Annotated in this window: 21 protein-coding genes; 16 read left to right on the top strand and 5 right to left on the bottom strand. The window is 49.2% G+C overall.

All coding sequences use genetic code 11. From position 1 onward, the window contains the following. Nucleotides 1-230: 230 nt before the first annotated feature. The 4 genes from RYZ26_RS03340 (at nt 231) to RYZ26_RS03325 (ending at nt 7,853) form a co-directional block, all read left to right on the top strand. The gene (locus RYZ26_RS03340; RefSeq protein ID WP_317681736.1) at nt 231-3,887 is read left to right on the top strand and encodes a response regulator; all 3,657 of its coding nucleotides are present in this window, start codon (nt 231-233) and stop codon (nt 3,885-3,887) included. A gap of 4 nt (nt 3,888-3,891) precedes the next feature. Continuing rightward, the gene (locus RYZ26_RS03335) at nt 3,892-4,596 is read left to right on the top strand and encodes a response regulator (RefSeq protein WP_317681735.1); all 705 of its coding nucleotides are present in this window, start codon (nt 3,892-3,894) and stop codon (nt 4,594-4,596) included. 55 nt (nt 4,597-4,651) lie between these two features. Beyond that, nucleotides 4,652-5,245, top strand: coding sequence for a malonic semialdehyde reductase (locus RYZ26_RS03330; RefSeq protein WP_317681734.1), 594 nt, complete (start codon nt 4,652-4,654; stop codon nt 5,243-5,245). Nucleotides 5,246-5,336: 91 nt separating this feature from the next. Continuing rightward, the gene (locus RYZ26_RS03325; protein ID WP_317681733.1) at nt 5,337-7,853 is read left to right on the top strand and encodes an EAL domain-containing protein; all 2,517 of its coding nucleotides are present in this window, start codon (nt 5,337-5,339) and stop codon (nt 7,851-7,853) included. Here RYZ26_RS03325 and RYZ26_RS03320 read toward each other — a convergent pair. Together RYZ26_RS03320 and RYZ26_RS03315 are read right to left on the bottom strand one after the other, a co-directional pair. After that, nucleotides 7,850-8,140 (bottom strand): (2Fe-2S) ferredoxin domain-containing protein, encoded by a 291-nt coding sequence (locus RYZ26_RS03320; RefSeq protein ID WP_317681732.1) that lies wholly within the window; start codon nt 8,138-8,140, stop codon nt 7,850-7,852. The genes RYZ26_RS03325 and RYZ26_RS03320 overlap by 4 nt on opposite strands. Before the next feature lie 170 nt (nt 8,141-8,310). Continuing rightward, on the bottom strand, nt 8,311-8,574 hold the full coding sequence (locus tag RYZ26_RS03315) for a hypothetical protein (RefSeq protein WP_317681731.1): 264 nt from the start codon (nt 8,572-8,574) through the stop codon (nt 8,311-8,313). A gap of 123 nt (nt 8,575-8,697) precedes the next feature. Here RYZ26_RS03315 and cutA point away from each other — a divergent pair, with 123 nt between their 5' ends. After that, nucleotides 8,698-9,015, top strand: coding sequence for a divalent-cation tolerance protein CutA (cutA, locus tag RYZ26_RS03310; protein ID WP_317681730.1), 318 nt, complete (start codon nt 8,698-8,700; stop codon nt 9,013-9,015). Nucleotides 9,016-9,166: 151 nt separating this feature from the next. Here cutA and RYZ26_RS03305 read toward each other — a convergent pair whose 3' ends face one another. Beyond that, complete coding sequence (locus tag RYZ26_RS03305) at nt 9,167-10,312, bottom strand: bifunctional 2-C-methyl-D-erythritol 4-phosphate cytidylyltransferase/2-C-methyl-D-erythritol 2,4-cyclodiphosphate synthase (protein ID WP_317681729.1); 1,146 nt, start codon at nt 10,310-10,312, stop codon at nt 9,167-9,169. A 77-nt stretch (nt 10,313-10,389) separates the two neighbouring features. On the opposite strand from RYZ26_RS03305, the gene RYZ26_RS03300 reads away from it, so the two are divergent. From RYZ26_RS03300 to RYZ26_RS03250, 11 genes are all read left to right on the top strand, one after another. Beyond that, on the top strand, nt 10,390-11,196 hold the full coding sequence (locus tag RYZ26_RS03300) for a cytochrome C assembly family protein (protein ID WP_317681728.1): 807 nt from the start codon (nt 10,390-10,392) through the stop codon (nt 11,194-11,196). Between the two features lie 136 nt (nt 11,197-11,332). Continuing rightward, entirely contained in the window at nt 11,333-12,328 is a 996-nt protein-coding gene (gene dusB / locus RYZ26_RS03295; protein ID WP_317681727.1) for a tRNA dihydrouridine synthase DusB, read from the top strand. Nucleotides 12,329-12,331: 3 nt separating this feature from the next. Further along, nucleotides 12,332-13,453 (top strand): two-component system sensor histidine kinase NtrB, encoded by a 1,122-nt coding sequence (locus RYZ26_RS03290; RefSeq protein WP_317681726.1) that lies wholly within the window; start codon nt 12,332-12,334, stop codon nt 13,451-13,453. Further along, entirely contained in the window at nt 13,450-14,898 is a 1,449-nt protein-coding gene (gene ntrC, locus RYZ26_RS03285) for a nitrogen regulation protein NR(I) (protein WP_317681725.1), read from the top strand. The genes RYZ26_RS03290 and ntrC overlap by 4 nt, the downstream gene beginning before the upstream one ends. A 96-nt stretch (nt 14,899-14,994) precedes the next feature. Next, nucleotides 14,995-17,304 (top strand): sensor histidine kinase NtrY-like, encoded by a 2,310-nt coding sequence (locus RYZ26_RS03280; RefSeq protein WP_317681724.1) that lies wholly within the window; start codon nt 14,995-14,997, stop codon nt 17,302-17,304. After that, entirely contained in the window at nt 17,294-18,682 is a 1,389-nt protein-coding gene (gene ntrX / locus RYZ26_RS03275) for a nitrogen assimilation response regulator NtrX (protein ID WP_317681723.1), read from the top strand. The genes RYZ26_RS03280 and ntrX overlap by 11 nt, the downstream gene beginning before the upstream one ends. 2 nt (nt 18,683-18,684) lie before the next feature. Beyond that, nucleotides 18,685-20,061, top strand: a complete 1,377-nt coding sequence (gene trkA / locus RYZ26_RS03270) for a Trk system potassium transporter TrkA (RefSeq protein WP_317681721.1) — start codon at nt 18,685-18,687, stop codon at nt 20,059-20,061. Nucleotides 20,062-20,090: 29 nt separating this feature from the next. After that, nucleotides 20,091-20,783, top strand: coding sequence for an HAD family hydrolase (locus tag RYZ26_RS03265; RefSeq protein WP_317681720.1), 693 nt, complete (start codon nt 20,091-20,093; stop codon nt 20,781-20,783). Nucleotides 20,784-20,835: 52 nt separating this feature from the next. Next, nucleotides 20,836-21,084, top strand: a complete 249-nt coding sequence (gene hfq / locus RYZ26_RS03260) for an RNA chaperone Hfq (RefSeq protein ID WP_317681719.1) — start codon at nt 20,836-20,838, stop codon at nt 21,082-21,084. A 77-nt stretch (nt 21,085-21,161) separates the two neighbouring features. Continuing rightward, nucleotides 21,162-22,517: a GTPase HflX gene (gene hflX / locus RYZ26_RS03255; protein WP_317681804.1), complete on the top strand. Its 1,356-nt coding sequence runs from the start codon at nt 21,162-21,164 to the stop codon at nt 22,515-22,517. A gap of 227 nt (nt 22,518-22,744) precedes the next feature. Beyond that, complete coding sequence (locus tag RYZ26_RS03250; RefSeq protein WP_317681718.1) at nt 22,745-23,014, top strand: hypothetical protein; 270 nt, start codon at nt 22,745-22,747, stop codon at nt 23,012-23,014. A 24-nt stretch (nt 23,015-23,038) separates the two neighbouring features. Here the strand turns inward: RYZ26_RS03250 and RYZ26_RS03245 are convergent, their stop codons facing one another. Beyond that, a complete protein-coding gene (locus RYZ26_RS03245; protein WP_317681717.1) occupies nt 23,039-23,572 on the bottom strand; it encodes a hypothetical protein in 534 nt (177 codons plus the stop codon). Beyond that, on the bottom strand, nt 23,565-24,386 hold the full coding sequence (locus tag RYZ26_RS03240) for a hypothetical protein (RefSeq protein ID WP_317681716.1): 822 nt from the start codon (nt 24,384-24,386) through the stop codon (nt 23,565-23,567). Before RYZ26_RS03240 ends, RYZ26_RS03245 begins: the two co-directional genes overlap by 8 nt. Nucleotides 24,387-24,478: the final 92 nt, after the last annotated feature.

Below are 24,478 nucleotides of genomic sequence, written 5' to 3'. Positions count from 1 at the left end.
TGATTTAATTAAATATTTTCAAACTGCAATATTTATTAATGTTCCAGAATATTGTAGTATTCATGAATAGAAATGAGAGAAAAAATCTCAATAAAAATAAACTACAATATTAACAAGGGCTTACGTCGGTGACCGGACCGGAGACATTTTACACACACATACCATTTGCAGTCGCGCAGATAGATAACAACAACAACATCACAAATCCCAATCAGGCCATGATAGACTTGATGGGGGTACCTGCAACAGGGGTTGAATTAGCAAAAGTTCTCGCGATCCCTGAAGACATTGAATGGCTCACCGCTTCTGAAACAATACAGAAAGCAGAAAACACCAGCATTCTCTTACAGAAGATGCATGGCTGTGCCTTTATGGCGGAGATTGCCATTACGCCATCGCCGGATGGGAAAGATTGTCGCATCCTGTGGATCAATTCCGCCAAATCGCTGGAAAATGCGAACCAGTCGCTCAAGATCATCTTTGAGAATGCACCGCAAGCCTTGTTGGTTTGCCATCCGGTGACCTCAAAGATCATGCGCATCAACCATGCAGCCAGCAAAATGTTTGGTATGGATTTGGAAGACCGTACCCAATGGGGCAGTTTTGACGATCTGGTGAAGCCAACGACACGTAAAGCCGTCTTCCACAAAGTTCATAACGAAAACACCATCGATGAATCCCGCATCATGGTGTTTGACCGCCACCAATCCAAAATCCCGGTTTCCCTTTCTGCGCGCAAACTGGATATCGGGGGCGGGCAGTGCATTCTGATCGGCCTGACCACAGGTCTTGGCAAAATTGCAGAAGGAACGGCCCAGCTTAAAAAAGAATTTGTCGCTTCCGAAGCCGCCGAACCAATTTTAAACGCAACGCCAGTCCCCTTAATTGCAGCCACCCTTGAAAACGGCAAAATCGCACGACTGAACGTGGCAGCAAGCCGTCTGCTAAAGGTCAACCCACAGGATGTGGAAGCAGGCAAGGACACGCTTAACAGCTTTATTGCCGCCTCTCAAATCCGACCGCTTCTGGATCAGATCAAATTACAGGGGGAACTGGCTGAACAACAAATCACCATTACCCCAAAAGCTGGGGACAATTTCACCTGTTATGCGTCGGCCCGTCGTGCACAAGTGGATGGACGTGAATTTGCTGTCATAGGGTTAAGCGATACGCCCCCGCCAGATACCACAGGCTATGAAGATTTCTTCGATCAGGCACCACTGCCGATGCTGTTGATCGACAAAACCGATAAAGCCTGGATCAAACGGTTAAACCGTCGCGCCCATGAGCTGTTTATCGCAGGTGATGACAGTGATCTGGAACAGCTGCGCTTAAAAGACATTCTCGGTCTGAGAACCTATGCCCAATTCCGTAAAATCCTAGAAAAATCAGGATTTTCCGACGATTTTGAAACGGATTTGAACACCGCATATGGCGAAGAAATCGCTTGTTTACTGTCCGGCCATACTGTTCTGGTCAATGGGGAAGAACTTTTCCTCGTCAGCATCAACGATATTACCGAACGTAAAGAAAGCGCCCTGACGCTGGAACGGTTCTTTAACGCCGCCCCCCTGCCGATGATCCTTTCCACGCTGGAAACCGGGAAAGTCCGACGGATCAACAGGCGTGCATCAGAATTATTTGCAACCCCTGTGGATGTGGAACGTGCGACGCTTTCGCTGAAAGATTTCTTCGGGCAGGAAGAAACAGACGCCTTTTTCCAGAAGATCAAAAACGGTGGCTTTGTTGATGATTTCGAAGTCATTATCGAAACCCCATATGGTGAAAAAATCTGGGGCCTTCTGTCTGGTCAGTTGATCAATATCGAAGGCGAAGACTGCATCATGACAGGCATCAACGACATTACAGAACGTAAGAATGTCGAAGAAGCGCTCAAGCAATCGCGCGAAGAAGCCCTTGAAGCCACTCGCCAAAAGTCCACATTCCTATCGACTATGAGCCACGAAATCAGAACACCGATGACTGGCGTTCTTGGTATGCTAGAACTTTTACATATGACCAAGCTGGATGAAGAACAGAATTCAGCTGTCTCGGTCGTTAAAGATTCAGCAACGGCACTTCTGACCATCATTGACGACATCCTTGATTTCTCCAAAATCGAAGCAGGTCGCCTTCAGCTTGAAACCATTGCCTTTGACATCCGCGAGGTCGTCGAAGGCGCAGTTGAGCTGATGGGGGCTCGCGCACGCGGCAAAGGGCTGGAACTTCTGTGTCATGTGGATGAATCCGTCCCACAAGGCGTCCTTGGCGATCCGACGCGTCTGCGCCAAATTCTGTTAAACCTGATCGGGAACGCGGTGAAATTCACCTCAAACGGAGCGATTGTTGTCCGCGTACTCAGCATCCTAAACAAAGGGGATACAGCCTTTGTTCGCTTTGAAATTCAGGATGACGGCATCGGGATTTCGAAAGAAAAGCTCCGCCTGCTGTTTAAACCATTCTCACAGACCGATGCATCAACCAGCCGACACTTCGGTGGTACAGGCCTTGGCCTTTCCATCTGTAAAGCATTGACTGAATTGATGAAAGGCCAGATCAGCGTCACAAGTGAAGCAGGCGAGGGGGCAACCTTCTGGTTTGAACTGGGACTTGAAAAGACTGAGGTCGATACGCAAACCGACAAGAATGCCCTTGAAGGTGTCCACGCCTTGATCCTGCAAAGCCACGAAGATACCTTGCTGACCTATACCCAAATTCTTGAACAGCAAGGGGCCATCGTCTGTGGGGCCAAAAGCCTTGAAGATGCCCAGAACAAATGCATGCAGGGCACACCGGATGTAGCCATTATTGATCATTCCCACGAAGGGTTTGACGGGTTTGCTGCCATCAGAAAGCTGCAGGCCGACACCAAACTTGCCAGCGAAAGCATCATTCTGACCTCGTCCGATTATGCCGATAACGTCATGCAGGAAGCCCGGGAATTGGGGCTGGGCGGACGTATCTTTAAACCGGTCAGAAGTACAGCCCTTATCCGTCAGGCCTGCCTTGCTGCGGGCCGAGAAAGCACAATTCAGGCTCATAATGAGATTAAACCACGTCCGCAAATGGACCGTGAAGATGCCATTGCCGAAAACAAGATGGTCCTATTTGCAGAAGACAATCCAACCAACCAAATGGTTATCGGCAAACAACTGTCACGACTGGGCTATGCCTATGACATTGCAGAAAACGGCGTTGTAGCGCTTGAAAAGCTGTCACAGGTAGATTACGCGCTTCTGCTGACCGACTGCCGCATGCCGGAAATGAACGGCCTGGAACTATCGCTCACCATCCGTAAACAAGAAATTGATGACAAGGCGGAAAAACGTCTTCCCATCGTTGCCCTGACCGCCAACGCAACGGCAGAAGATGCTGATGCCTGCCTGTCCGCAGGCATGGATGATTATCTTGTCAAGCCACTAAAGTTTGAAAAGCTGGGCGAGGCCATGCAGAAATGGCTGCCGCTGGATCCAATTGAAACTATGGACGCTGAGATCATTGAAGAAAGCGAACCAGTCACGACGGACGAAACAGCTGTCGCTTCAGATACACCGCCTGTGGACCTGGAACAGCTAGGCGAAATCCTGGGCATGGACGATATGGAAATGTTCGGCGACATCCTGAACTTCTTTGTCGAAACCATGGATGAACTGCTAGTGGATCTGGAAGGATCCATCGCAGCCAATGACGTGGAAGCCATTTCAGATCATGCCCATGCGGCCAAAGGAGCGTCACGCAACGCCGCTGCCAAAGACCTGGGGGACGAACTGGAATATCTTGAAAAGAACGCAACCTCCATGAACCCGGATGATATCAAATCCACCCATCAGAACATCGTTAAAAACTTCGGTGTTGTAAAAGAATATGTCGCTCAATTAGGGAATTAGAAGAATGGGATCAATCGATTATTCATTAATGGACGCACTTGTTGTTGATGATGAAAAATTCTCACTGAAAATTGTCTCACGCATCATGAATCAGATCGGGTTTCGCGATGTGCGCGAAGCAAAAGACGGCGGACAGGCCCTTTCTGCCCTGATTGAATATCACGAAGATAAAGCGCAATTGGTGATCGCGGATTTCAATATGCCACAGGTCACCGGCCTGCAACTGTTAAAAGCCATTCGCACCGGGACAAAAAAGGTCCCGCGCGACACGCCATTAATTATGCTGACTGGAAATACCGACAAACACCTGGTGGCTGCAGCCATGGCCCTGGATGTAGATGCGTTTGTTGCAAAGCCCGTTTCTATGAAAGGGCTGCAGGACCGGATCAACCGAGTTTTGAAATCGGCACGCCCCTTAAAGGAGATCGAGGATTATCAAAAAGTCGATGTAGACATAAAAATCGCACAGCCTGCCGATGAGAAGAAGGAAATCGAACATCACGGCTCCGTCCTAAGAAAAGACGGTGGTGGCGGCAAGGAAGTGCTGCTAACCAGGGTCAGGGTAGGGGCAACGCTTGCCCGTCCTGTGCGCCTGTCAGATGGTAAAATTGTCCTGAATTCAGGCGTAAAAGTCACGGAGCGACTTGTCGATAAACTAAAAGACCTGAACGGGCTTGGTGAAAAGATCGAAACGCTTTGGGTTGAATAATCAGATAGGGGAGATTATTCTGCTGCAAAACCAATCAGAAACAGGATAATACCCCATGTCTAATGCCATTTCCCAGGACGCCCTTAATCAATTGTTTTTTGAAGCCCGCACACACAATGCGTGGCAGGATAAGAACGTGCCGGACGAACTGCTGGCACAGGCCTGGGAAACGGCCCGCTGGGCCCCAACCAGCATGAATTGCAACCCAACGCGCGTCACCTTTTTGAAATCCAAAGCGGCCAAAGAAAAACTGAAGCCATGCCTATCAGAAGGCAATATCGAAAAAACCATGCAGGCCCCGGTCTGTGCGATCATTTCCATTGATCCGGAATTTTACGTCAATATGCCGCGCCTGTTCCCGTCCTTCCCCGGAGCGGCCGATATGTTTGAAGCATCCCCCGATCTGGCCGAAGAAACAGCCTTCAGAAATGGTACATTGCAGGGTGCTTATTTCATGATTGCGTGCCGTTCTTTGGGACTAGATTGCGGTCCCATGTCCGGATTTGACAATCAGAAATTAGATGAAATTTTCTATAGTGGTTCCAAATTCAAGTCTAACTTCCTGTGTAATATTGGCTATGGTGACAAGGCTGGATTATATGACAGAAACCCACGCCCAGCTTTTGACGAAGTCTGCACCGTGGAGTAATTCATCCTTTTGTGTGAATACGTTATGGTAACTATCCCTTAAGGATATTTACGTGATATTGTGTGTGCAATAACACATAAAGATCGCGGAAATGAGCCAAGTTAACCAAGCTGTAAAAAGTATAGTAAACCCGAATTTACTGACTTGTTCGCCCACTGATACCATTTCGACCTGCGCCCATTCCATGCAAATGAAAGGCTGCAGTTCGATCCTTGTGGTTGAGAATGGCGTGCCAATCGGCATCTGGACAGAACGCGACAGTTTGCAATTAGACGTTTCAAACCTGGCGATCTTTGATCGCCCGGTCCGCGATTTTATGACCTCCCCGGTCAAAAGCATCCGCGATGATATTTCCATTGGCGCAGCCGCTGTGCGGTTTAAGGAAGAAAAAGTCCGCCACTTGCTGGTCGTGGATGGCGACAGCACGCCCATTGGCATCATCACTCAGACAGATGTGATCCTGAAACATGGGGAAGAATATTATCTGACGCTTAAAACCGTCGGCCAGACCATCACCATGACGGCCCCTGTTGTTAATGCAGACACCCCCTTTATAGATGCCATCCTCAACATCCAGAACGCGCCACAGGCCGCCGTCTGCGTATTTTTCCCCGATCACAGTTATGGCATTGTCACTGAAAAAGACATCACCCGCTTTGTATCGCAAAAACATTTCCCGACCACGATGGGGGACGCAGCATCCAGACCACTGGCAACCATTGCGAACAGCGCAAACCTTTTGGAAGCCCGTCACAGGCTGATCCACACCGGGTTTCGCCATCTGGGCGTCCACAACGACAAAGGCGAAGTCATTGGCCTGATCAGCTTTTCCAGCATTCTGTCCAGCCTGCAGTTTGAATATGTCCGGCGCATCAATACAATTCTGGAAGAACGCTCCCATGCGTTGATCCAGTCGCAAAACAGCCTGCATCTGGCTCACAAGATCATCGAAGCCTCCCTTGACGGGATCATCATCGTCAATCAGCAAGGCAAGATCGAATATGTAAACCCGACCTTCACCGAAGTAACGGGCTATAGCGCAGACGAAGCCATCGGCAAGACACCGACCTTGCTGAAATCCGGCCGCCATGGTGACGATTATTACAGCGATATGTGGTCTAAACTGTCCGAAGACGGCTATTGGCAGGGCGAGATTTGGAACCGACGCAAAAATGGCGAACTTTATCCTGAATGGCTTACCATCACCGCGATTAAAAACGATCAGGGTGAGATTTACCAATATGCCGGTATTTTCTGCGATATTTCAGAACGCAAAAGCCAGGAAAATGAAATCCGCCGTCTGGCCTATTTTGATGAACTGACAAAGCTTCCCAACCGCCGCCTGTTTGGGGATCGCCTGCAAATGGCCATTGCGCGCGCCAAGCGTCATGATGAACGTCTGGCGGTTATGTTTGTCGATCTCGATCATTTTAAAAAAATCAACGACACCCTTGGCCACAATACGGGCGATGCGCTTCTGGTCGAAGCTGCTGAACGTCTGGTCCACTGTACTCGCGGCGAAGATACAGTCGCACGCCTGGGCGGGGATGAATTTATCCTGATGTTCCCGGATATTGCCTCTATTGAAGAAGTGACAAAAGTTGCTGACCGGATCGTTGAATCCTTCTCTCAACCCTTTGTAATTGATGACAAAAAACTATTTGTGACCTCCAGCCTGGGGCTCAGCATCTTCCCTGATGATGGGGAAAAGGCCGAAATTCTGATCAAAAACGCCGATGCAGCCATGTATCGATCCAAGGATGAAGGGCGCAGCACCTTTAACCTGTTTAATCCATCTTTCACCGAACTGGGGATGCGGCAACTGACTGTCGAATCAGCCTTGCGCGGCGCCATTAAAAACAACGAATTTCAGCTTTATTTCCAACCCCAGGCCAAAGCGCAGGACGGTACCTTAATCGCCGCAGAAGCCCTGCTACGCTGGCATAACGATGAAATTGGGGAGATTGGCCCGGCAGAATTCATCCCGATTGCTGAGGAGATCGGCATGAATATCCAGATCGGGGAATGGGTGCTGGATCAGGCCTGCGCACAATTAAAAGAATGGCAGATGCAAAATCATCCACCCATCATCATTGCCATCAATATTTCACCGGAACAGATCACAGACACAAGCTTCCCCAAACTGGTGGAAGAAACCCTGAAAAAGTACGATATCAGCGGCGCCTGTCTGGAAATTGAAATCACCGAAGGCTCCTTCATCAATCAGCCGGAACTGGTGCGTACCAACCTCTACGCCCTTAAAAACATTGGAGTTCGCATTGCCATTGATGATTTTGGCACAGGCTATTCCAATCTCGCATACCTGCGCAAACTACCGATTGACCACTTAAAAATCGATCAGAGCTTCATTCACGAGATGTTTCAGGAAAAAGGCAATCGTCAGCTGGTTTCCACCATCATTAACATGAGCCAGAGCCTGGGCATGCAGTCCGTTGCCGAAGGGGTGGAAACCAAAAAACAGGCCGAATTCCTCAATGAAGGCGGCTGTTCCATCCTGCAAGGCTATCTGTTATCCAAACCGGAACCGGCAGAAAGTTTCGCCCGGCATTTCAAGTCTGCTTTTATGTCGCTGGAAGATGACGATTAAGCTTCTTCCATTTCTTTTTCCAGCCAATCCATAATTTCATCAATTTTGGCAGGCTTCGCCTCTAGGAAAAACTCACCACCTGGCGCAATTCGGATCGCCGGGCCAAAAGTGCATTGCCCCAAACATATAAATTTTTCAATAGGATACGTCAGACCCCGCTTGGCGACTTCCTGCTTTAAAAGGTCCAGGGTTTTCTCACTGCCACGCATGGCACAAGACGGGCTATCCACCCCGAAACGGCGGTTTGTGCAGACATAAACGGTCTTTGGGGCAGGGGAGTCAGACATAAATCTCTCGCATTTTATCTAAAAAACTTCGATTGCAGTTAAAAGATTCAAAATTAGATAAAATTGAATCGATTTCGAATTAATGAGGCGAAAATAATCTGATGGCAAATCAAAAATTTATTAACACAAACCAAATGTTGATAATAATATTTCACCACAAAAATTGCATTTCAGGACGAAATCACCTCACGTCCCAGTTCGGTTAACTTGCACACCAGCCAGTCCGGTTTCAAGGGGTTTGCAAACCAAGGTTCGGCCCATCCATTTCGGATGCAGCTTTTTACCGTCTGACTATTTATCTGCTGACCATACTCATCAAACAAGGGCAGCTTGCCCCCTGCCTGTGTGAGGCCCCGTTCCAGCCATTTGCGTTGCGCTGCTGATGGTTTTTGACCATCATGGCCGTCATCCTCTTTTTCAATCTTCTCTGTCATAGCAATCTCATTTTGATTACGTCAGGGATTTTAAAAGGGTAATGTGAAAATGGAAAAACGCCAAGTTTTATACATAACGACCATGAAACGGCAGGCTGATCGCCTGAGATAGCGGAGACTTCAATGGAAACGGTACTTCTTTACGCCACATGCGCAAACGAAGCAGAAGCGCGCGCAATTGGCCGCACTCTGGTACAGGAACGTCTTGTCGCCTGCGTCAATATTCTGCCCACCATCCAATCCTTATATTGGTGGAACGATGAAGTTCAGGAAGATACGGAAACGGCCTTTTTTGCCAAAGCCACCCGCGAAAATGTCGATAGAATCGTCACCCGCATAAAAGAAATTCATAGCTATGATTGCCCGGCAATCATCACAACGAACATCGAAAATGGCAACGAAGGTTTCCTGAAATGGATCACCGATGAATGCCGAAAATAGGGGTGTTTTTTGACCGATTACGTTTCGATACCGTTACGTAAATCAGCAAGAATGACTGGCAAAACCTGACTGTGTTCCGGCGCAGGCCGGGACCTCTTTAACGCCATTGCACTTCTTCTAAAAGGCCCCTGCCTTCGCCGGGGAACAGAAATTATAACTTCACACTAACAACAGCCTGTGCCGCAATCCCCTCACCACGGCCTGTAAAACCTAATTTTTCCGTCGTCGTGCCCTTCACACTGACACGATCCACCTCAATTCCCGCAATTTCTGCGATTTTCTGACGCATAGCATCCCGGTGCGGGCCGATTTTTGGGCGTTCACAGATAATCGTCAGATCAACATTCACCAGTATTCCGCCTTTTTCCGCCACCAGATCACAAGCTTTGTTTAAAAAGCGATCAGATGAGGCACCTTTCCATTGCGCGTCACTCGGGGGAAAATGACTGCCGATATCCCCGGCGCCAATTGCCCCCATGATTGCGTCCGTCAAGGCATGAAGTGCCACATCCGCATCAGAATGTCCTTTAAGCCCTTCATTATGTGGGACTTTCACGCCACACAATGTCACATGATCACCTTCACAGAAGCGGTGAACATCAAAGCCTGAACCTGTGCGAAATTCCGTCATTGTTTCAACAATCCTTTGGCCCTGAAACAGGTCTTCCTGAGTCGTTATCTTAAAATTATCAGCGTTCCCCATCACAAAACGAACGGACTTGCCCACCGCTTCCAGCAAAGCAGCATCATCCGTCAACTCCTTACCCTTAAGCTGTTGGTGTGCCGGATAAATATCTGAAAACATAAAGCCCTGCGGGGTCTGTGCGCGCCACAAATTGCTGCGATCCACAGTTTCACCACACAGGCCGTTTTCTTCACGTTTTATGGTATCAGCAACGGGCAGGGCGGGAATAACCCCGACGCCATCGTCTGTTGCCTCAATCACCCGATCAATCACCTCGGCGCTGACAAACGGACGCGCTGCATCATGGATCAGCACCAGGCCCGGGGCAAAATCAGCCAAACTTTCCAGACCGTTACAGACTGAATCTTGCCGTGTCGCCCCGCCAAAAGCAGGTGCTAAAAGCGTCAATCCAGCCACAGCCGATTCGTATAAATCCTGATCATCTGGATGAATCAACACCCGGACATCCCTAATTTTTGGATGAGACAAAAAAGTCTGCACCGTATGGCGCAAAACAGAATGATTGCCCAATTGACAATATTGCTTAGGCAAATCCCCGCCAAAGCGTCGTCCACGCCCGGCTGCAACGATGATGGCATAAATAGATTTCATAAGTTCTTCATACCCATCATCCCCTTAAGAGACAATAGCTATTGCATCCCTGCGCCACATAAGGCTAGATACTTGCCATGATGATACAGTCCATGGTTTTCAGTTTCAGCGCGGTTTTGTCACTGGCTTTGCCAGCGCTCTATTTCTTTAAAGAACCCAAAGGGCAGGGGGGAACCTTCTGGTCCTTGATAGCCGTTGCCATTGCCGGAACCATCAGCTGGACACTCGCCCAATTGTCCGGGGAATGGCGCACGTCGCTGTCTCTGGCCATCTGGGTGACCATCTCCGCCAGTATTATCAGCTTCACCATCACCTGCGGAATAAACCGTCTGGCCTGGCGTTTAACACCTTTGTTGATGCCGTATCTGGCTGCCATGGGCCTGTGGGCCATGCTGTGGCAAGCCTTCCCCGGTCATGTGATTGAAGGAGAAGGCGCGCTGAACAACTGGATCATGTTCCATATTGCGATCTCAGTCTTCACTTACGCGCTCGCCACCATCGCTGCCGTGGCCGCACTCAGCGCCTTTTTGGTGGAACGCGCCTTAAAACGCAAACGCCCAACCAAACTGACCCGCATGCTGCCCTCTGTCATCGACAGCGAAAGCCTGCTGGTGCGCCTGCTGATCGCCTGCGAAGTCATTTTGGGGCTGGATATTCTATCGGGTATGGGTGTTTCCATGATGGAAACCGGACATTTGCTGATCGCAGATCACAAATCGCTTTTCTCCATCGGTGCCTTTGTTGCCATTGCCGGATTGTTGTGGGCACAGTATCAAAGCGGTGTGCGGGGTCGTAAAGCCGCCCGGATCGTGCTTGTGGCTTATCTGCTGCTGAGCCTTGGATTCCTTGGCGTAAAGTTTGTCACCGACGTCATGATGGCCTAAACGCGCTCCGATTATTGCGCATATTTTGACCATAAAACAACTTTGCCTAATTTTTGGCGTTTTCTGATTGGAAACGCTTTTTTTGTTTTGCATCACTTTTCAAAAATGCCTATAACTTAGGCATGGAATTATTTTGATGAAAAAACAGTCAATGCAGATCGGACCCATCACTTTAGAAAGCCCCGTAATCCTGGCCCCCATGTCGGGCGTGACAGATATGCCCTTTCGAAAACTGGTTAAAAAATTCGGCGCAGGCCTTGTGGTTTCAGAAATGATCGCCAGTAAAGAAATGCTGCGCGCGTCCGAAAAAACCAAGAAAATGTCAACACCTTGTGAAGATGAAAGCCCCATGGCCGTGCAATTGGCCGGGACCGAACCAGACGTCATGGCCGAAGCTGCGCGCATGAACGAAGCACGCGGTGCCGACATTATCGACATTAATATGGGCTGCCCGGTTAAAAAGGTCGTTAAGTCCTTTGCAGGCTCTGCCCTTATGCGCAATGAAAAGCTGGCGGGCGAGATCATGAAGGCGGTGAAAGATGCTGTCTCCATCCCCGTCACAGTTAAAATGCGCCTGGGCTGGGATGATGAAAGCCGAAATGCCGTCACCTTAGCCAAAATGGCAGAAGATACAGGCTTGTCTTGCGTCACCATCCATGGACGCACGCGCGATCAAATGTATGGCGGGCATGCGGACTGGAACGCCATTGCCCCAATCAAACAAGCCGTTTCCATCCCTGTCATTGGCAATGGAGATATCCTGAATATTGAAGATGTAGACACCATGATTGCCCAAAGCGGTGTGGATGGCGTCATGGTTGGTCGTGGCGCTTATGGCCGCCCCTGGTTCTTAAAAGAGGTTATGCAGTACCTCAAATCCGGGGAACGTATTGATCCGCCCAGCATGGAAGAACAGCGCGACGTAGTGCTAGAACATTACGACGCCATGCTGGCTCATTACGGGGAACATGTCGGCGTGCGCCATGCCCGCAAACATCTCAGCTGGTATTGCAAGGGCATGCACGGCGCAACCGAATTCAGAACCGAGATCATGAAACTGCAATCGCCGGGCGACGTCAAACAGCATATTACCGACTTCTATAATCAAAACATCGAACGAAAGGTGGCCTAAGAGATGCCCAACAAGCCGATTTCCTTTGATGGTGAGGTGATTTTAAATTCCGTTGCTGCTTGCGTGTTCGTGATTGCATCCGACGGCACCATGCAGTTCGTCAACACAAGCGGGGAACAACTCCTACAAGCCAGCGCCAAATATTTAAAAGGGCGCGCCATTGATGAATTTATCCCCCATGACAGCCCCATCCTGGCCCTGATCACACAGGCGCGCCACGATCGGGCCAATGTCTCAGAAAACAGCATTACCATTGAATCGCCCCGTCTGGGCAAACATCTGGTCAATGCGCATGCCTCACCTCTGGTAGAAGATACATCCCTGATTATCCTGACCGTGACCAAACGGTCCTTGGCCGATCAGATCGCACGTCAGCTTAAACACCGATCTGCCGCGCGCACAATCACTGCCATGTCCGCCATGCTCGCCCACGAAATCAAAAACCCGCTTTCCGGTATTCGTGGGGCTGCCCAGTTGCTGGAAACCACAGCGGATGAAGATGACAAAGGCCTGACCCGTCTGATCACGGACGAAACAGATCGCATCTGCGCCCTTGTAGATCGGATGGAATCTTTTTCAGATGGCCGTCCAATCAAGCGCGAAGCGGTCAACATCCACCAGGTTCTGGAACATGTGCGTCAACTGGCCCAAAACGGCTTTGGCAAGAATGTCCGGTTTATTGAACAGTATGACCCGTCATTACCCCCGGTTTTCGGCAACAAGGACAACCTGATCCAGATAGTCCTGAACCTTGTGAAAAATGCCTGCGAAGCCGCAACGCAAGACAATGCAGAAATTATCCTGACCACCGCTTACCAACATGGTGTACGTCTGGCCGTTCCCGGGTCAAACACCCGGGTGCATTTGCCACTGATGGTGTCTATTCAGGATAACGGTCCGGGCATCCCGGATGACCTTAGAAGTCAATTGTTCGAACCTTTTGTCACCACCAAGGCAAAAGGCAGCGGACTGGGCCTTGCGTTGGTCGCCAAGATGATTGGCGATCATGGCGGGCTGATTGAATGTGAAAGCGAACAGAAGAAAACAATCTTTCGCATTATGTTACCGATGTATTCAGAAAAACAGCATGGTCCAATCGTGACCAACAAGGAAGATGTATCATGAGCGCCACTATTTTAGTTGCCGATGACGACGCCGCCATCCGTACCGTTCTAAACCAGGCCCTGGGTCGGGCAGGGTATGACGTGCAGGTCACAGGCAATGCCTCCACCCTCTGGCGATGGGTTAGCGAAGGTTTGGGCGATCTGGTCATCACCGATGTTGTCATGCCGGATGAAAATGGCCTGGACCTTATCCCGCGCATTAAAAAGCTGAGACCGGAATTACGCTGCATCGTCATGAGTGCGCAAAACACCTTGATGACGGCCGTGCGTGCCACCGAACGCGGCGCCTTTGAATATCTGCCCAAACCGTTTGATTTAAACGAACTGCTTTCAGTCGTCAAACGTGCTCTTGAAACCCCGCAGCCCTGCAAAGCAGCTCCTATCAGCAATGACCATGTGGAAGATGAATTGCCGCTCATCGGTCGTTCTGCCGCCATGCAGGATATCTACCGCACGCTCGCGCGATTGATGGGTACAGACCTGTCAGTGATGATCACCGGGGAGTCCGGCACAGGTAAAGAACTTGTGGCCCGTGCCCTTCATGATTATGGCAAACGGCGAAACGGAAGCTTCGTTGCCCTGAACATGGCTGCTATTCCCAAAGAACTGATAGAAAGCGAACTCTTCGGTCATGAAAAAGGATCCTTTACCGGGGCGACAAACCGCAAGTCCGGCCGCTTTGAACAAGCTGAAGGTGGAACCCTATTTCTGGATGAAATTGGCGACATGCCCGCCGAAGCCCAGACGCGTTTGTTGCGCGTCTTGCAGGAAGGGGAATTCACCACCGTTGGTGGATCCACACCTATCAAAGCCAACGTGCGCATCGTCGCAGCCACCCACCGGGATTTGCGCAGCCTGATCCGCCAGGGACTGTTTCGCGAAGATTTATATTACCGTCTCAATGTTGTGCCGATCCGCTTGCCCCCCTTGCGTGAACGCACCGAAGATATCCCCGAACTGGCCAACCACTTCCTCAGTCTGGTTGCTGAAGAAGGATTGCCCTGGAAAACCATCGAAGGCCCGGCGCTTGATCGACTGAAACAGCATAACTGGCCCGGCAACGTGCGTGAACTTGAAAACATCGTGCGCCGTCTGGCTGCGCTTTATTCGCAAGAAACCATCACGCTTGAAGTCATCCAGCAAGAACTGGCTGAATTAAGCGCACAAAGCGCATCTTCAGGTGGCGATAGTGATCCGGATAACCTGTCTGCTGCCGTAGAACGTCATTTGCGTTCTTACTTTGATGCCCATGGTGATAGCCTGCCACCAGCCGGACTTTATGACCGTGTCCTCAAAGAACTGGAAAGACCTTTAATTTCAATGACTTTGGAAGCAACCAACGGCAATCAGATTAAGTCTGCACAAGTCTTGGGGTTGAACAGAAACACCCTTCGTAAAAAGATACGTGAGCTGAATATTCCGATTACAAAAAACGCCGGAAAATAAATTAGCGGCAAAAGTGCAACAGGCGTTGCATCTTTGCAACAAGACGGTCTAAACTCTCCGCTTGAAATGTAAAATTGGCATTCGCGGAGAGTTTTTTTGTCCACAGCCACATCAAGTGCCGATCGTTTATCCAAGACGCTTACCTGGATCAAACGCCATCGCTTAAACAGACGCTTTGCTCTCCTGCTTGTTGCAGCGACCATCCTTTCCGGAATTGCCACATTTGTCGCCATGACCAGCTCCGGCCCGGAAGGGTCAAACCCATCTCTGGTCCTGAACCTGCTTTACCTTGATGCTGTCCTGATGTTGTTACTGGGTACGCTGATTGCCCGACGCATTGTAAAACTGCGCAGCCAACACTCCAAGGGCGTTGCGGGAACCAAGCTTCATACCAAGTTGGTTATCTTTTTCAGCCTGCTGGCCGTTACACCTGCCATTCTGGTGGCGATCTTTGCCGGGCTATATCTGAACTTGGGCATGCAGTCCTGGTTTAATGAAAGGGTATCAACGGCCCTGAGTTCATCCCAAACAGTCGCCAAAGCCTATCGCGATGAACATGTACGCAGTATCCAGATTGATGCATTGGGTCTTGCAAATATCCTAAACCGCAATGCGGCCATTCTATCACGATCCAAATATACGTTGGAACGTGAACTGCAAAAACTTGCGCTCGACAACAATCTGGCCGAAGTTGCGCTGATTGACAGACAAGGGCGCGTGCTTGCCCGCACCGCCCTGACACTCAGCCTGACGTTCAACCAAATTTCGCCAGAAGTCTTTGAAAGTGCAGAAAAAAATGAAGTCGTCATCACCTTTGAGCCACAAAATGATCGTGCACGTGCCGTTCTGAAACTTGAAAATTACATTGATACCTACCTGTTTATCGGGCGCTTCATCCCCCCAGAAGTCAGCGGGTCTATTGATCGTGTGGAACGAGCCTATCAGCAGTATTCTGAACTGGAAAAACGCCGTGAAGGTATTCACATCAGCTTTATCATGATCTTCCTGATCATCGCGCTGATGCTTTTGCTGGCCGCAGCCTGGCTGGGCATGACCTTTGCCAACCAGATGGCCCGTCCGATCACTGATCTGATTGCAGCAAGTGAACGTATCCGGCAAGGTGATTTGCAGGCCCGTGTTGATAAAGACCACAGCGGAGATGAAATCGGACTATTGGGCCGTGCCTTTAACCGGATGGCAGAACAGCTGGAAAGTCAGCGCCATGACCTGGTGGAAGCCAACCGGGAACTGGCTGAACGTCATCGCTTTACCGAAACTGTTCTGGACGGCGTCAGCGCAGGCGTGATCGGTCTGGATACCGCCGGACACATCCATCTGCCCAACCGTTTTTCCGGCCTGTTTTTAAAATCTGAAATCAACGACCTGATCGGCCTGCATCTAAAAGAAGTGGTCCCCGAACTGGAAGACCTGCTTACCCAGGCCATCGACAAGCCAACACGCCCGGCACAAGGCGAAGTCAAACTGCTGCGTGATGGCCAGGTTCGCATCATCAATGCCAGTATTGCCGCAGAATGGGTGGATGAAGATATTATCGGTTATGTTCTGACCTTTGACGATATTACCGAGCTGCAAAGCGCACAACGAAGTGCAGCCTGGGCCAATGTGGCACGTCGGATTGCGCACGAGATCAAAAACCCGCTAACCCCGATCCAACTGTCGGCAGAACGGCTAAAACGGAAATATCTGAAACATATTGAGAATGACCCGGAGACATTTTCCATGTGCACAGATACCATCATCCGCCAGGTCGATGACATGCGCGAAATGGTCAATGAATTTTCATCTTTCGCCCGCATGCCTCGCCCGGTATTGAAGATGGAAAATATTTCTGAAATCTGTGGCGAGATCATCTTTCTGGAAAAGAACCGCTCAGACGCCATTGAATATACCCTGAATTTGCCCGAAAACGATTTAACGCTGCTATGCGACCGTCAACAGGTATCGCGTTTGCTGACAAACCTGGTGAAAAATGGCGCAGAAGCCGTCTTTGGCAAATATGACCTGGACCCGGAAGACCCACTGCCAGAAGGCCTTGATGCCCCCATAGGGCAGGTTGGCCTGACGGTATCTGAACAGAATAATGAAATCATTGTCTGCATCGAAGATACAGGCAAAGGCTTCCCCAATGAACAACGCGACCGCCTGACCGACCCTTACGTAACCACACGCACAAAAGGGACCGGGCTTGGCCTAGCGATTTCCAAAAAGATTATGGAAGAACATCAGGGTCACCTGGCCCTGAAAGACCGCGACGGTGGTGGCGCGGTCGTCGAACTTCGCTTTAGCGAGCTTGAAGAACATGGATTGTCCCAATCCACATCACAAAAAGACAACGAAAAAAGTCCAATGGACGCAACAATAAGGTTGGTAACTGATGGCGCATGACATTTTAATTGTAGATGATGAAGCTGATATCCGCATGTTAACAGCAGGCATTCTGGAGGATGAAGGCTATGAAACACGCGAAGCAGGCGGGGATGAACAGGCCCTTGAAAGCGTACGCACACGCCGCCCAAGTCTTGTTCTGCTGGATATCTGGCTGCAGGGCAGCAAGCTTGATGGGCTTGGCATTCTAAAAGCGCTGAAAAAAGATCACCCAGACCTTCCCGTTGTGATGATGAGCGGCCATGGCACCATTGAAACTGCGGTAAAGGCCCTTCATGACGGGGCCTATGACTTCATTGAAAAGCCTTTTAAGACAGATCGTCTTTTGATGGCGGTTGAACGCGCGTTGGAAACCGCAGACCTGCGCCGCGAAAATGCCGAGCTGCGCAGCCGTGGCAATGTGGAAAGTGAATTGATCGGATCATCTTCGCGCATGAACCAGTTGCGTAGCGCCGTTGAAAAAGTGGCCTCATCCAATTCCCGTGTGCTGATCAATGGCCCGGCAGGGTCGGGTAAAGAGGTTTGCGCACGTCATCTTCATGCCCAGTCACGCCGTGCCCGTGGTCCCTTTGTGGTCCTGAACTGCGCCACCATGGACGCAGACAAAGTTGAAAGTGAACTTTTTGGCGTAGAGGCCAATGGTGGCCCCGGCAAGGTCGGCTTCTTTGAACAGGCCCACAATGGCACCTTGCTTCTGGATGAAGTGGCCGATATGCCACAGGATACCCAAGGCAAGATCGTACGCGTCCTGCAGGAACAGCGTTTCCAGCGTGTAGGCGGTAATACATCTGTTGAAGTCGATGTGCGCGTCATGGCCGCAACGTCGAAAGATTTGAGCCAAGAAATGTCAGAAGGACGCTTTCGCGAAGACCTTTTCTACCGTTTAAGCGTCGTTCCGCTGGATTTACCATCCCTGAATGCGCATCGCGAAGACATCCCGGAACTTGCTGATTATTTTATGAACAAGACAGCCGACAGTCTCGGCCATGCCGCACGCACCTTTGCCGATGACGCTATCGCAGCACTTCAGGCCTATGAATGGCCCGGTAATGTGCGGGAACTTAGAAATGTTGTAGAACGGGTCCTGATTATGGCCCCGGGGGATGCAAGCCAGTCCATCAAGGCCGACATGCTGCCCCGCGAAGTCATCAGCACCGATTCAGACAGTTTAAAATGGGATCAAAGCAGCGAAGTTATGGGACTGCCCCTGCGTGATGCTCGGGAAATTTTTGAACGGGAATACCTGAATACCCAAATCAATCGCTTTGGCGGCAATATTTCCAAAACAGCTTCTTTTGTCGGAATGGAACGCTCAGCCTTGCATCGCAAGCTTAAATCGTTAAGTTTGACACCGGATGAAAAAGGCAAGGCGAATTAATCATGAAAGTTATCATTTGCGGCGCAGGTCAGGTTGGCTCCAACATTGCCCACTATCTTGCCCTTGAAGACAACGATGTGACCGTGGTTGACCAATCTCCAACCTTGATTGGTAAACTAACCGATACACTGGATTGCCGGGGCGTTACAGGCCATGCCTCCCACCCGGATGTTTTGAAAGAAGCCGGGGCAGGGGAAGCAGACATGTTAATCGCGGTAACCTATACCGACGAAATCAACATGATCGCAGCGCAGGTTGCCCATTCTCTTTTTAACGTACCAACCAAAATTGCGCGGATCCGTTCGCAAAGCTATCTGGCACCAGAATGGCAAAACCTTTACACCCGTGAAAATCTGCCCATCGATGTGATCATTTCTCCGGAAATTGAAGTTGCACGCGCGGTCATGCGTCGTCTGACCGTTCCTGGGGCTACTGACATGATCCCGCTTTGTGGCGGCAAAGTTCGACTTGTAGGCGTACGCTGTGAAGAAGATTGTCCGTTGATCCATACGCCTTTGCGTCAACTAACACAGCTTTTCCCCGATCTCAGCATCGTGGTTGTGGGGATGGTACGGGATGGCAAATCCCTGATCCCCAGAAGTGACGATCAATTTCTGCCTGGTGACGAAGTCTTCTTTGTGGTCGATGAACAACATATGTCACGCACACTTACCGCTTTTGGTCATGATGAAACCGAAGCACGTCGCCTGCTGATCTTTGGCGGTGGTAACATCGGTTTGTTCCTTGCCCAGCAGCTGGAACGCGAATTCCCCTGGGTAAACGCCAAGATCATTGAAAAAAGCGAAGACCGCGCCCGCCAGATCGCCTCGCAACTGACCAAAACGACCGTGTTATGTGGTGATGTGCGTGATCAGGAACTGCTGATGGAAGCCAACGTAAATTCAGCTGAAACCATCGTTGCGGTAACAGATGATGATGAAACCAATATTCTGGGTTCCCTCCTTGCAAAACGCATGGGGTCTCAACGCGCCGTGACGCTGATCAACAAATCATTGTACGAACCTCTCCTAAGTAATCTTGATATCGATGTGGTGGTCAACCCGCGTAACATCACCGTCTCGCAAATCCTGCAACAGGTGCGCCGTGGCCGCATCCACAGTGTGCATAGCTTGCGTGAAGGATTCGGAGAATTGATTGAGGCCGAAGCGCTTGAAACCTCCCCACTGGTGGGCGAACCGCTGCGTGACGTTAAAATGCCCGCAGGCGTTCTGTTAGGCGCGATTGTACGCGATGGCGAAGTAATCAGCCCACGTGGCGGCACCATCGTTCAACCCAAGGACCGCGTGGTGCTGTTTGCTGCCTCTGATGCGGTGCGCAAGGTTGAAAAGATGTTCTCTGTTCGTCTTGAATTTTTCTAGAAATCACAAATACAAGAAAGATATCCTTCATGACCAAGCCTTCACGCCCCAAAGCGCTTTTGTTTGATTGGGACAATACATTGGTGGATACATGGCCTGCAATCCATGATGCTCATAACCACACATTGGTTGCCATGGGAAAAGAAGCCTGGACCTTTGAAGAAACCAAGCAACGGGTAAGAAAATCTATGCGCGACAGCTTCCCTGCGTTATATGGTGACAAATGGGAGAAAGCAGGCGAAATTTTCTATGCCCGATTCGAAGAATCGCACATTCGCGAGCTTGCCCCCTATGACGAGGCGGAAACCATGCTGAAAGCCTTGTATTCCAAGGGTTACTACCTGTCTGTTGTCTCAAATAAGACCGGAAAGTACCTGCGTGAAGAGGCAGATCATCTGGGATGGACCAAATATTTCAATAAGATACTTGGGGCAGGGGATGCTCAACTAGATAAACCCGACCCAGCGCCGGTTGATTTGGCCCTTGAAGGCAGCGGAATTGCTAGGGATTCCGGGGTTTGGTTCGTAGGTGATACGGACGTTGATTTACAGTGCGCACACAACTCTGGATGTGTAGGGGTACTGGTACGAAACGAGGCGCCAATTAAGGGAGAGTTTGACGGCATCGCTCCTTCTTGGTATTTCAATAACTGCATGGAGTTATTAGCAACATTAGAAAATTGTGAAGTCTGGGAGACAGATCAAGTTGCAAACGCTCTATAAAAACACTTTAACCATAAATGCCAACGATAAAGATAAATAGGGGATAAGACCCATGGCTGCTGAAAAATCCCAGAATGTGCAAGACGTCTTTCTTAATCACATTCGTAAACAGAAAAACTCCGTCACCATCTTTTTGGTAAACGGTGTGAAATTACAAGGGATCGTTACGTGGTTCGATAACTTCTCCGTGCTCCTGCGCAGAGATGGCCACACTCAACTGGTGTACAAGCATGCAATTTCGACAATCATGCCTTCTTCACCGGTGCAGCTGTTTGACCCAACTTCGGAAGACGAAGAATAAACGTGTCAGACAGTTCCTTTCCACCCAAAGACAAATCAGAAAAAGGGTGGACCAAAGATAACGACCGCATTCCTTGCATGGTCGTTCACCCGCATCTTAAAAGTGAGCGCGGAAATTTACGCTCGCCCGAAGCACGTTTGGAAGAATGCGTGGGCCTTGCCCTTGCGATCCATGTGGATGTCGTGCATCAGGAAGTCGTCAATGTTGCACGCCCCAAGGCCCCGACCTTGTTTGGTCAGGGTGTTGTGGAAGCGCTTGCCACCACCGTGGGCCGTGCGGGGCTTAAAAAGTGGGAATGGGCAGATGACAGTATTGATCTGGCCATCGTCGATGCCACCCTTACACCCGTTCAGCAACGCAACCTTGAAAAAGCCTGGAATTGCAAAGTCATTGATCGCACAGGTCTGATCCTTGAAATCTTCGGGGAACGTGCCCGCACGTCCGAAGGTTCCCTTCAGGTCGAACTGGCAGCCCTTACCTATCAACGTTCCCGCCTGGTCCGGTCCTGGACTCACCTGGAACGTCAGCGTGGTGGTGCAGGTTTCCTTGGCGGGCCTGGTGAATCGCAGATCGAACTTGATCGCCGGATCATTGACGACAAAATCGTACGCCTGAAAAAAGACCTGGAAAGCGTGAAGCGCACCCGCGAACTGCACCGAAAATCACGACGTAGTACGCCTTATCCTATCGTTGCGCTTGTGGGCTATACCAACGCAGGTAAATCCACACTCTTTAATCGACTGACCAAAGCCGAAGTCTTTGCCGAAGATTTGCTCTTTGCCACGCTGGACCCGACCATGCGCTCCATCAAGCTGCCTTCGGGCCGTGATGTGATCCTCTCTGATACGGTAGGGTTTATTTCCGAACTCCCACACGAACTGGTTGCCGCCTTCCACGCCACATTGGAAGAAGTCCATGAAGCAGACGTGATCCTGCATGTGCGTGATGCCTCTCATCCTGATACGGACGCGCAGCGCGCCGATGTGCTGGATGTTCTCAAAACATTGGGTGTGGAAGACAAGCTCGAAGATTGCCTGATCGAGGTTTATAACAAATCCGATCTGCTGGCAGAGGATGATATCGAGATCATCACCAACCGGACCAACCGTTCCGATGGTCGTGTTTCCTTGGTGTCCGCCATTTCAGGGCAGGGCACGGATGATCTGTTAAATGACATCAATGAACTGCTCAGTGCCCAGTTTGCCAAGTTCGAACTGGAAATCCCTTATAGTGACGGCCAATTGCTCAGCTGGCTCTATAACCACGGCGAAGTCACCCAACGCGTTGATACCGAAACCCACATCGATATCAGCGTGCGCATGAACGACGCCAATACAGCCCGTTTCAAACAACGCTATCCGCAATTTTTCGAAAGCGATGATAAGACGGATGCGAATGAAGGTGAATCCGCTGGTGGTTGGTCACCGACCTGAAGCCTCACCCAAATTGTCATCCCCCAAAATTGTCATCCCGGATTTATTCCGGGACAATCGGTAAAAGAAATTTCCAACAGTTCGGACTTGCACTCTCGGATTGTCCCGGAATAAATCCGGGATGACAGATAAGAGGGTAGATAAGAACGACACGCCCCACTTTTCCCTTTCATTAACCATCTTGGGTTACCATCTCTACAAGTAGATGATGTTTCGAAAGTGAAAACATGGCAACCAAACAAGCACAGGCCCGCTGGCGCAGCAAACATGCGTTGGTGAAAAAGCAGCTCAACGTCATGGCCAAACGGCTGATCCATGAAGATTTGGAAGAAATGGCCAAATCGTTCGAGCTTAAAGGCAAAGCCGAAGCCGTCACTTTTGCCACCTACGTCACCAAAGCCATGCAGCAACAAGCCGAATATAACCCCGAAGCCAAACGTATCATGGACCTGTTGGAACATGCCTATAAACGGGATCGTGATATTTATCGGCCATAAAAGAAATAAATCTTCTAGTTAACGCTACTCTTCGTTGTCCATCATTCGAATTTGGTGCATGGAAAAATACATCCAGAATGTGCCCTGTAAACATCCCCACGATAATCGAAGAGAAATCAACAGTAATAATATTCCGAACATGGTACCTGCATGAAAATCGAAAAAACGAAATGAAAATTTCAAGCCATCGAAGAATTTTAAAAATGAAACTAGCCAATACACAAATGTTATAGATATTCCTAGGATTGACAGGTGAAATGGGAAGACATAATCAGCAACGCCACCATCTTTGAATTCTGACAATCTAAAAATTTCTTTGCTAACCAAAACATTTTGCACAGCACCAACCAAAGAAATGACAATCGTCATTAAAAAGATGGATAAAGGAATTGAAACTTTTTCGGAAACCGTCGAAGGTGAACTATTGAGAAACAGAGATATGACAATGCCTAAATATACTTCCAACACTATCCAGCCTTGAACAACTCTGGAAACTCCCCTCTTTCCACCAGAACCATAAATAAACCAGCTGAAAAATGAATACCATTGACTATTCATTTGCGTTCCTGACTTCTCTATATTTTTTCTTCAAAACATTCGAAAATTCAGTGAAATTATCAATAATCTTATTTTTTGCTTCTATAAAAACATGATTCTTTCCCAAAGACTTTCTAACCAATTTTTTGCTCTCAGGAAGCTTCATTGTCGCACCTGCATCATCCCCAGTAGAGGCAGATGAGCGGGAAAGGCCCTCTGCTATTTCTTTGTCCAAATTCCCACCCGTCAAAATCGTCCGTGAATAGTGCGACCTACCTGCCTTATTCAACTTTTTCAAAGGGACAACAAAATCATCTGCATCAAAGGCGTTGGGGTGCTTTACCTCAAAATAAAATTTAGAAATTAATTCCGCATTATTCAAATGCTCAATAAAGCCTGTCGGGTCAATGATTGGATCAATAGTTGCTACTGCATTAAGTTCTTTACTTACCACCGAACTATCAAACAATTTAGATAACATGTTCGCTGAGTGAGTTATTGATGTAGAAAAGTCTGAATTTCTGCCAATAGCACATACTCCAAGTTCAATGTTAATGAGCACCTCGACAAATGGATAATCAGGGTGCTCTTTCTCCACTATCTCGCCTTGACTAATTTCATTGGTATGAACTTTCCTGCTTCTTGCAAATTTAAAATATACATTACCATGCTGAGCGTCTTGTTTTTCAAGCGCATAGTAACTTCTAGTTTTCAAATGTCTTTCTAAAGTACCTGCCAGAACTCTGCGTAAAATTTCACGCCCTTCTGGAAACTCCACAAAAAGCATTGATTGATATTGGAAAAACTGAACTCGAAAAATCTGATAAACTTCCATAACGCCCCTCAAATTAAACATAAAAGAGTATTTAATTAAATTATTACACGCTAATAATTAACTGAACATTTACCTGTACTAATTTTCCCGAT

Origin of the sequence: Terasakiella sediminum (genome assembly GCF_033100395.1) — a bacterium.
Taxonomy (GTDB): domain Bacteria; phylum Pseudomonadota; class Alphaproteobacteria; order Rhodospirillales; family Terasakiellaceae; genus Terasakiella.
Note: the sequence above shows the minus strand (reverse complement) of the source record. Positions and strands in the feature narration are given on the sequence as shown.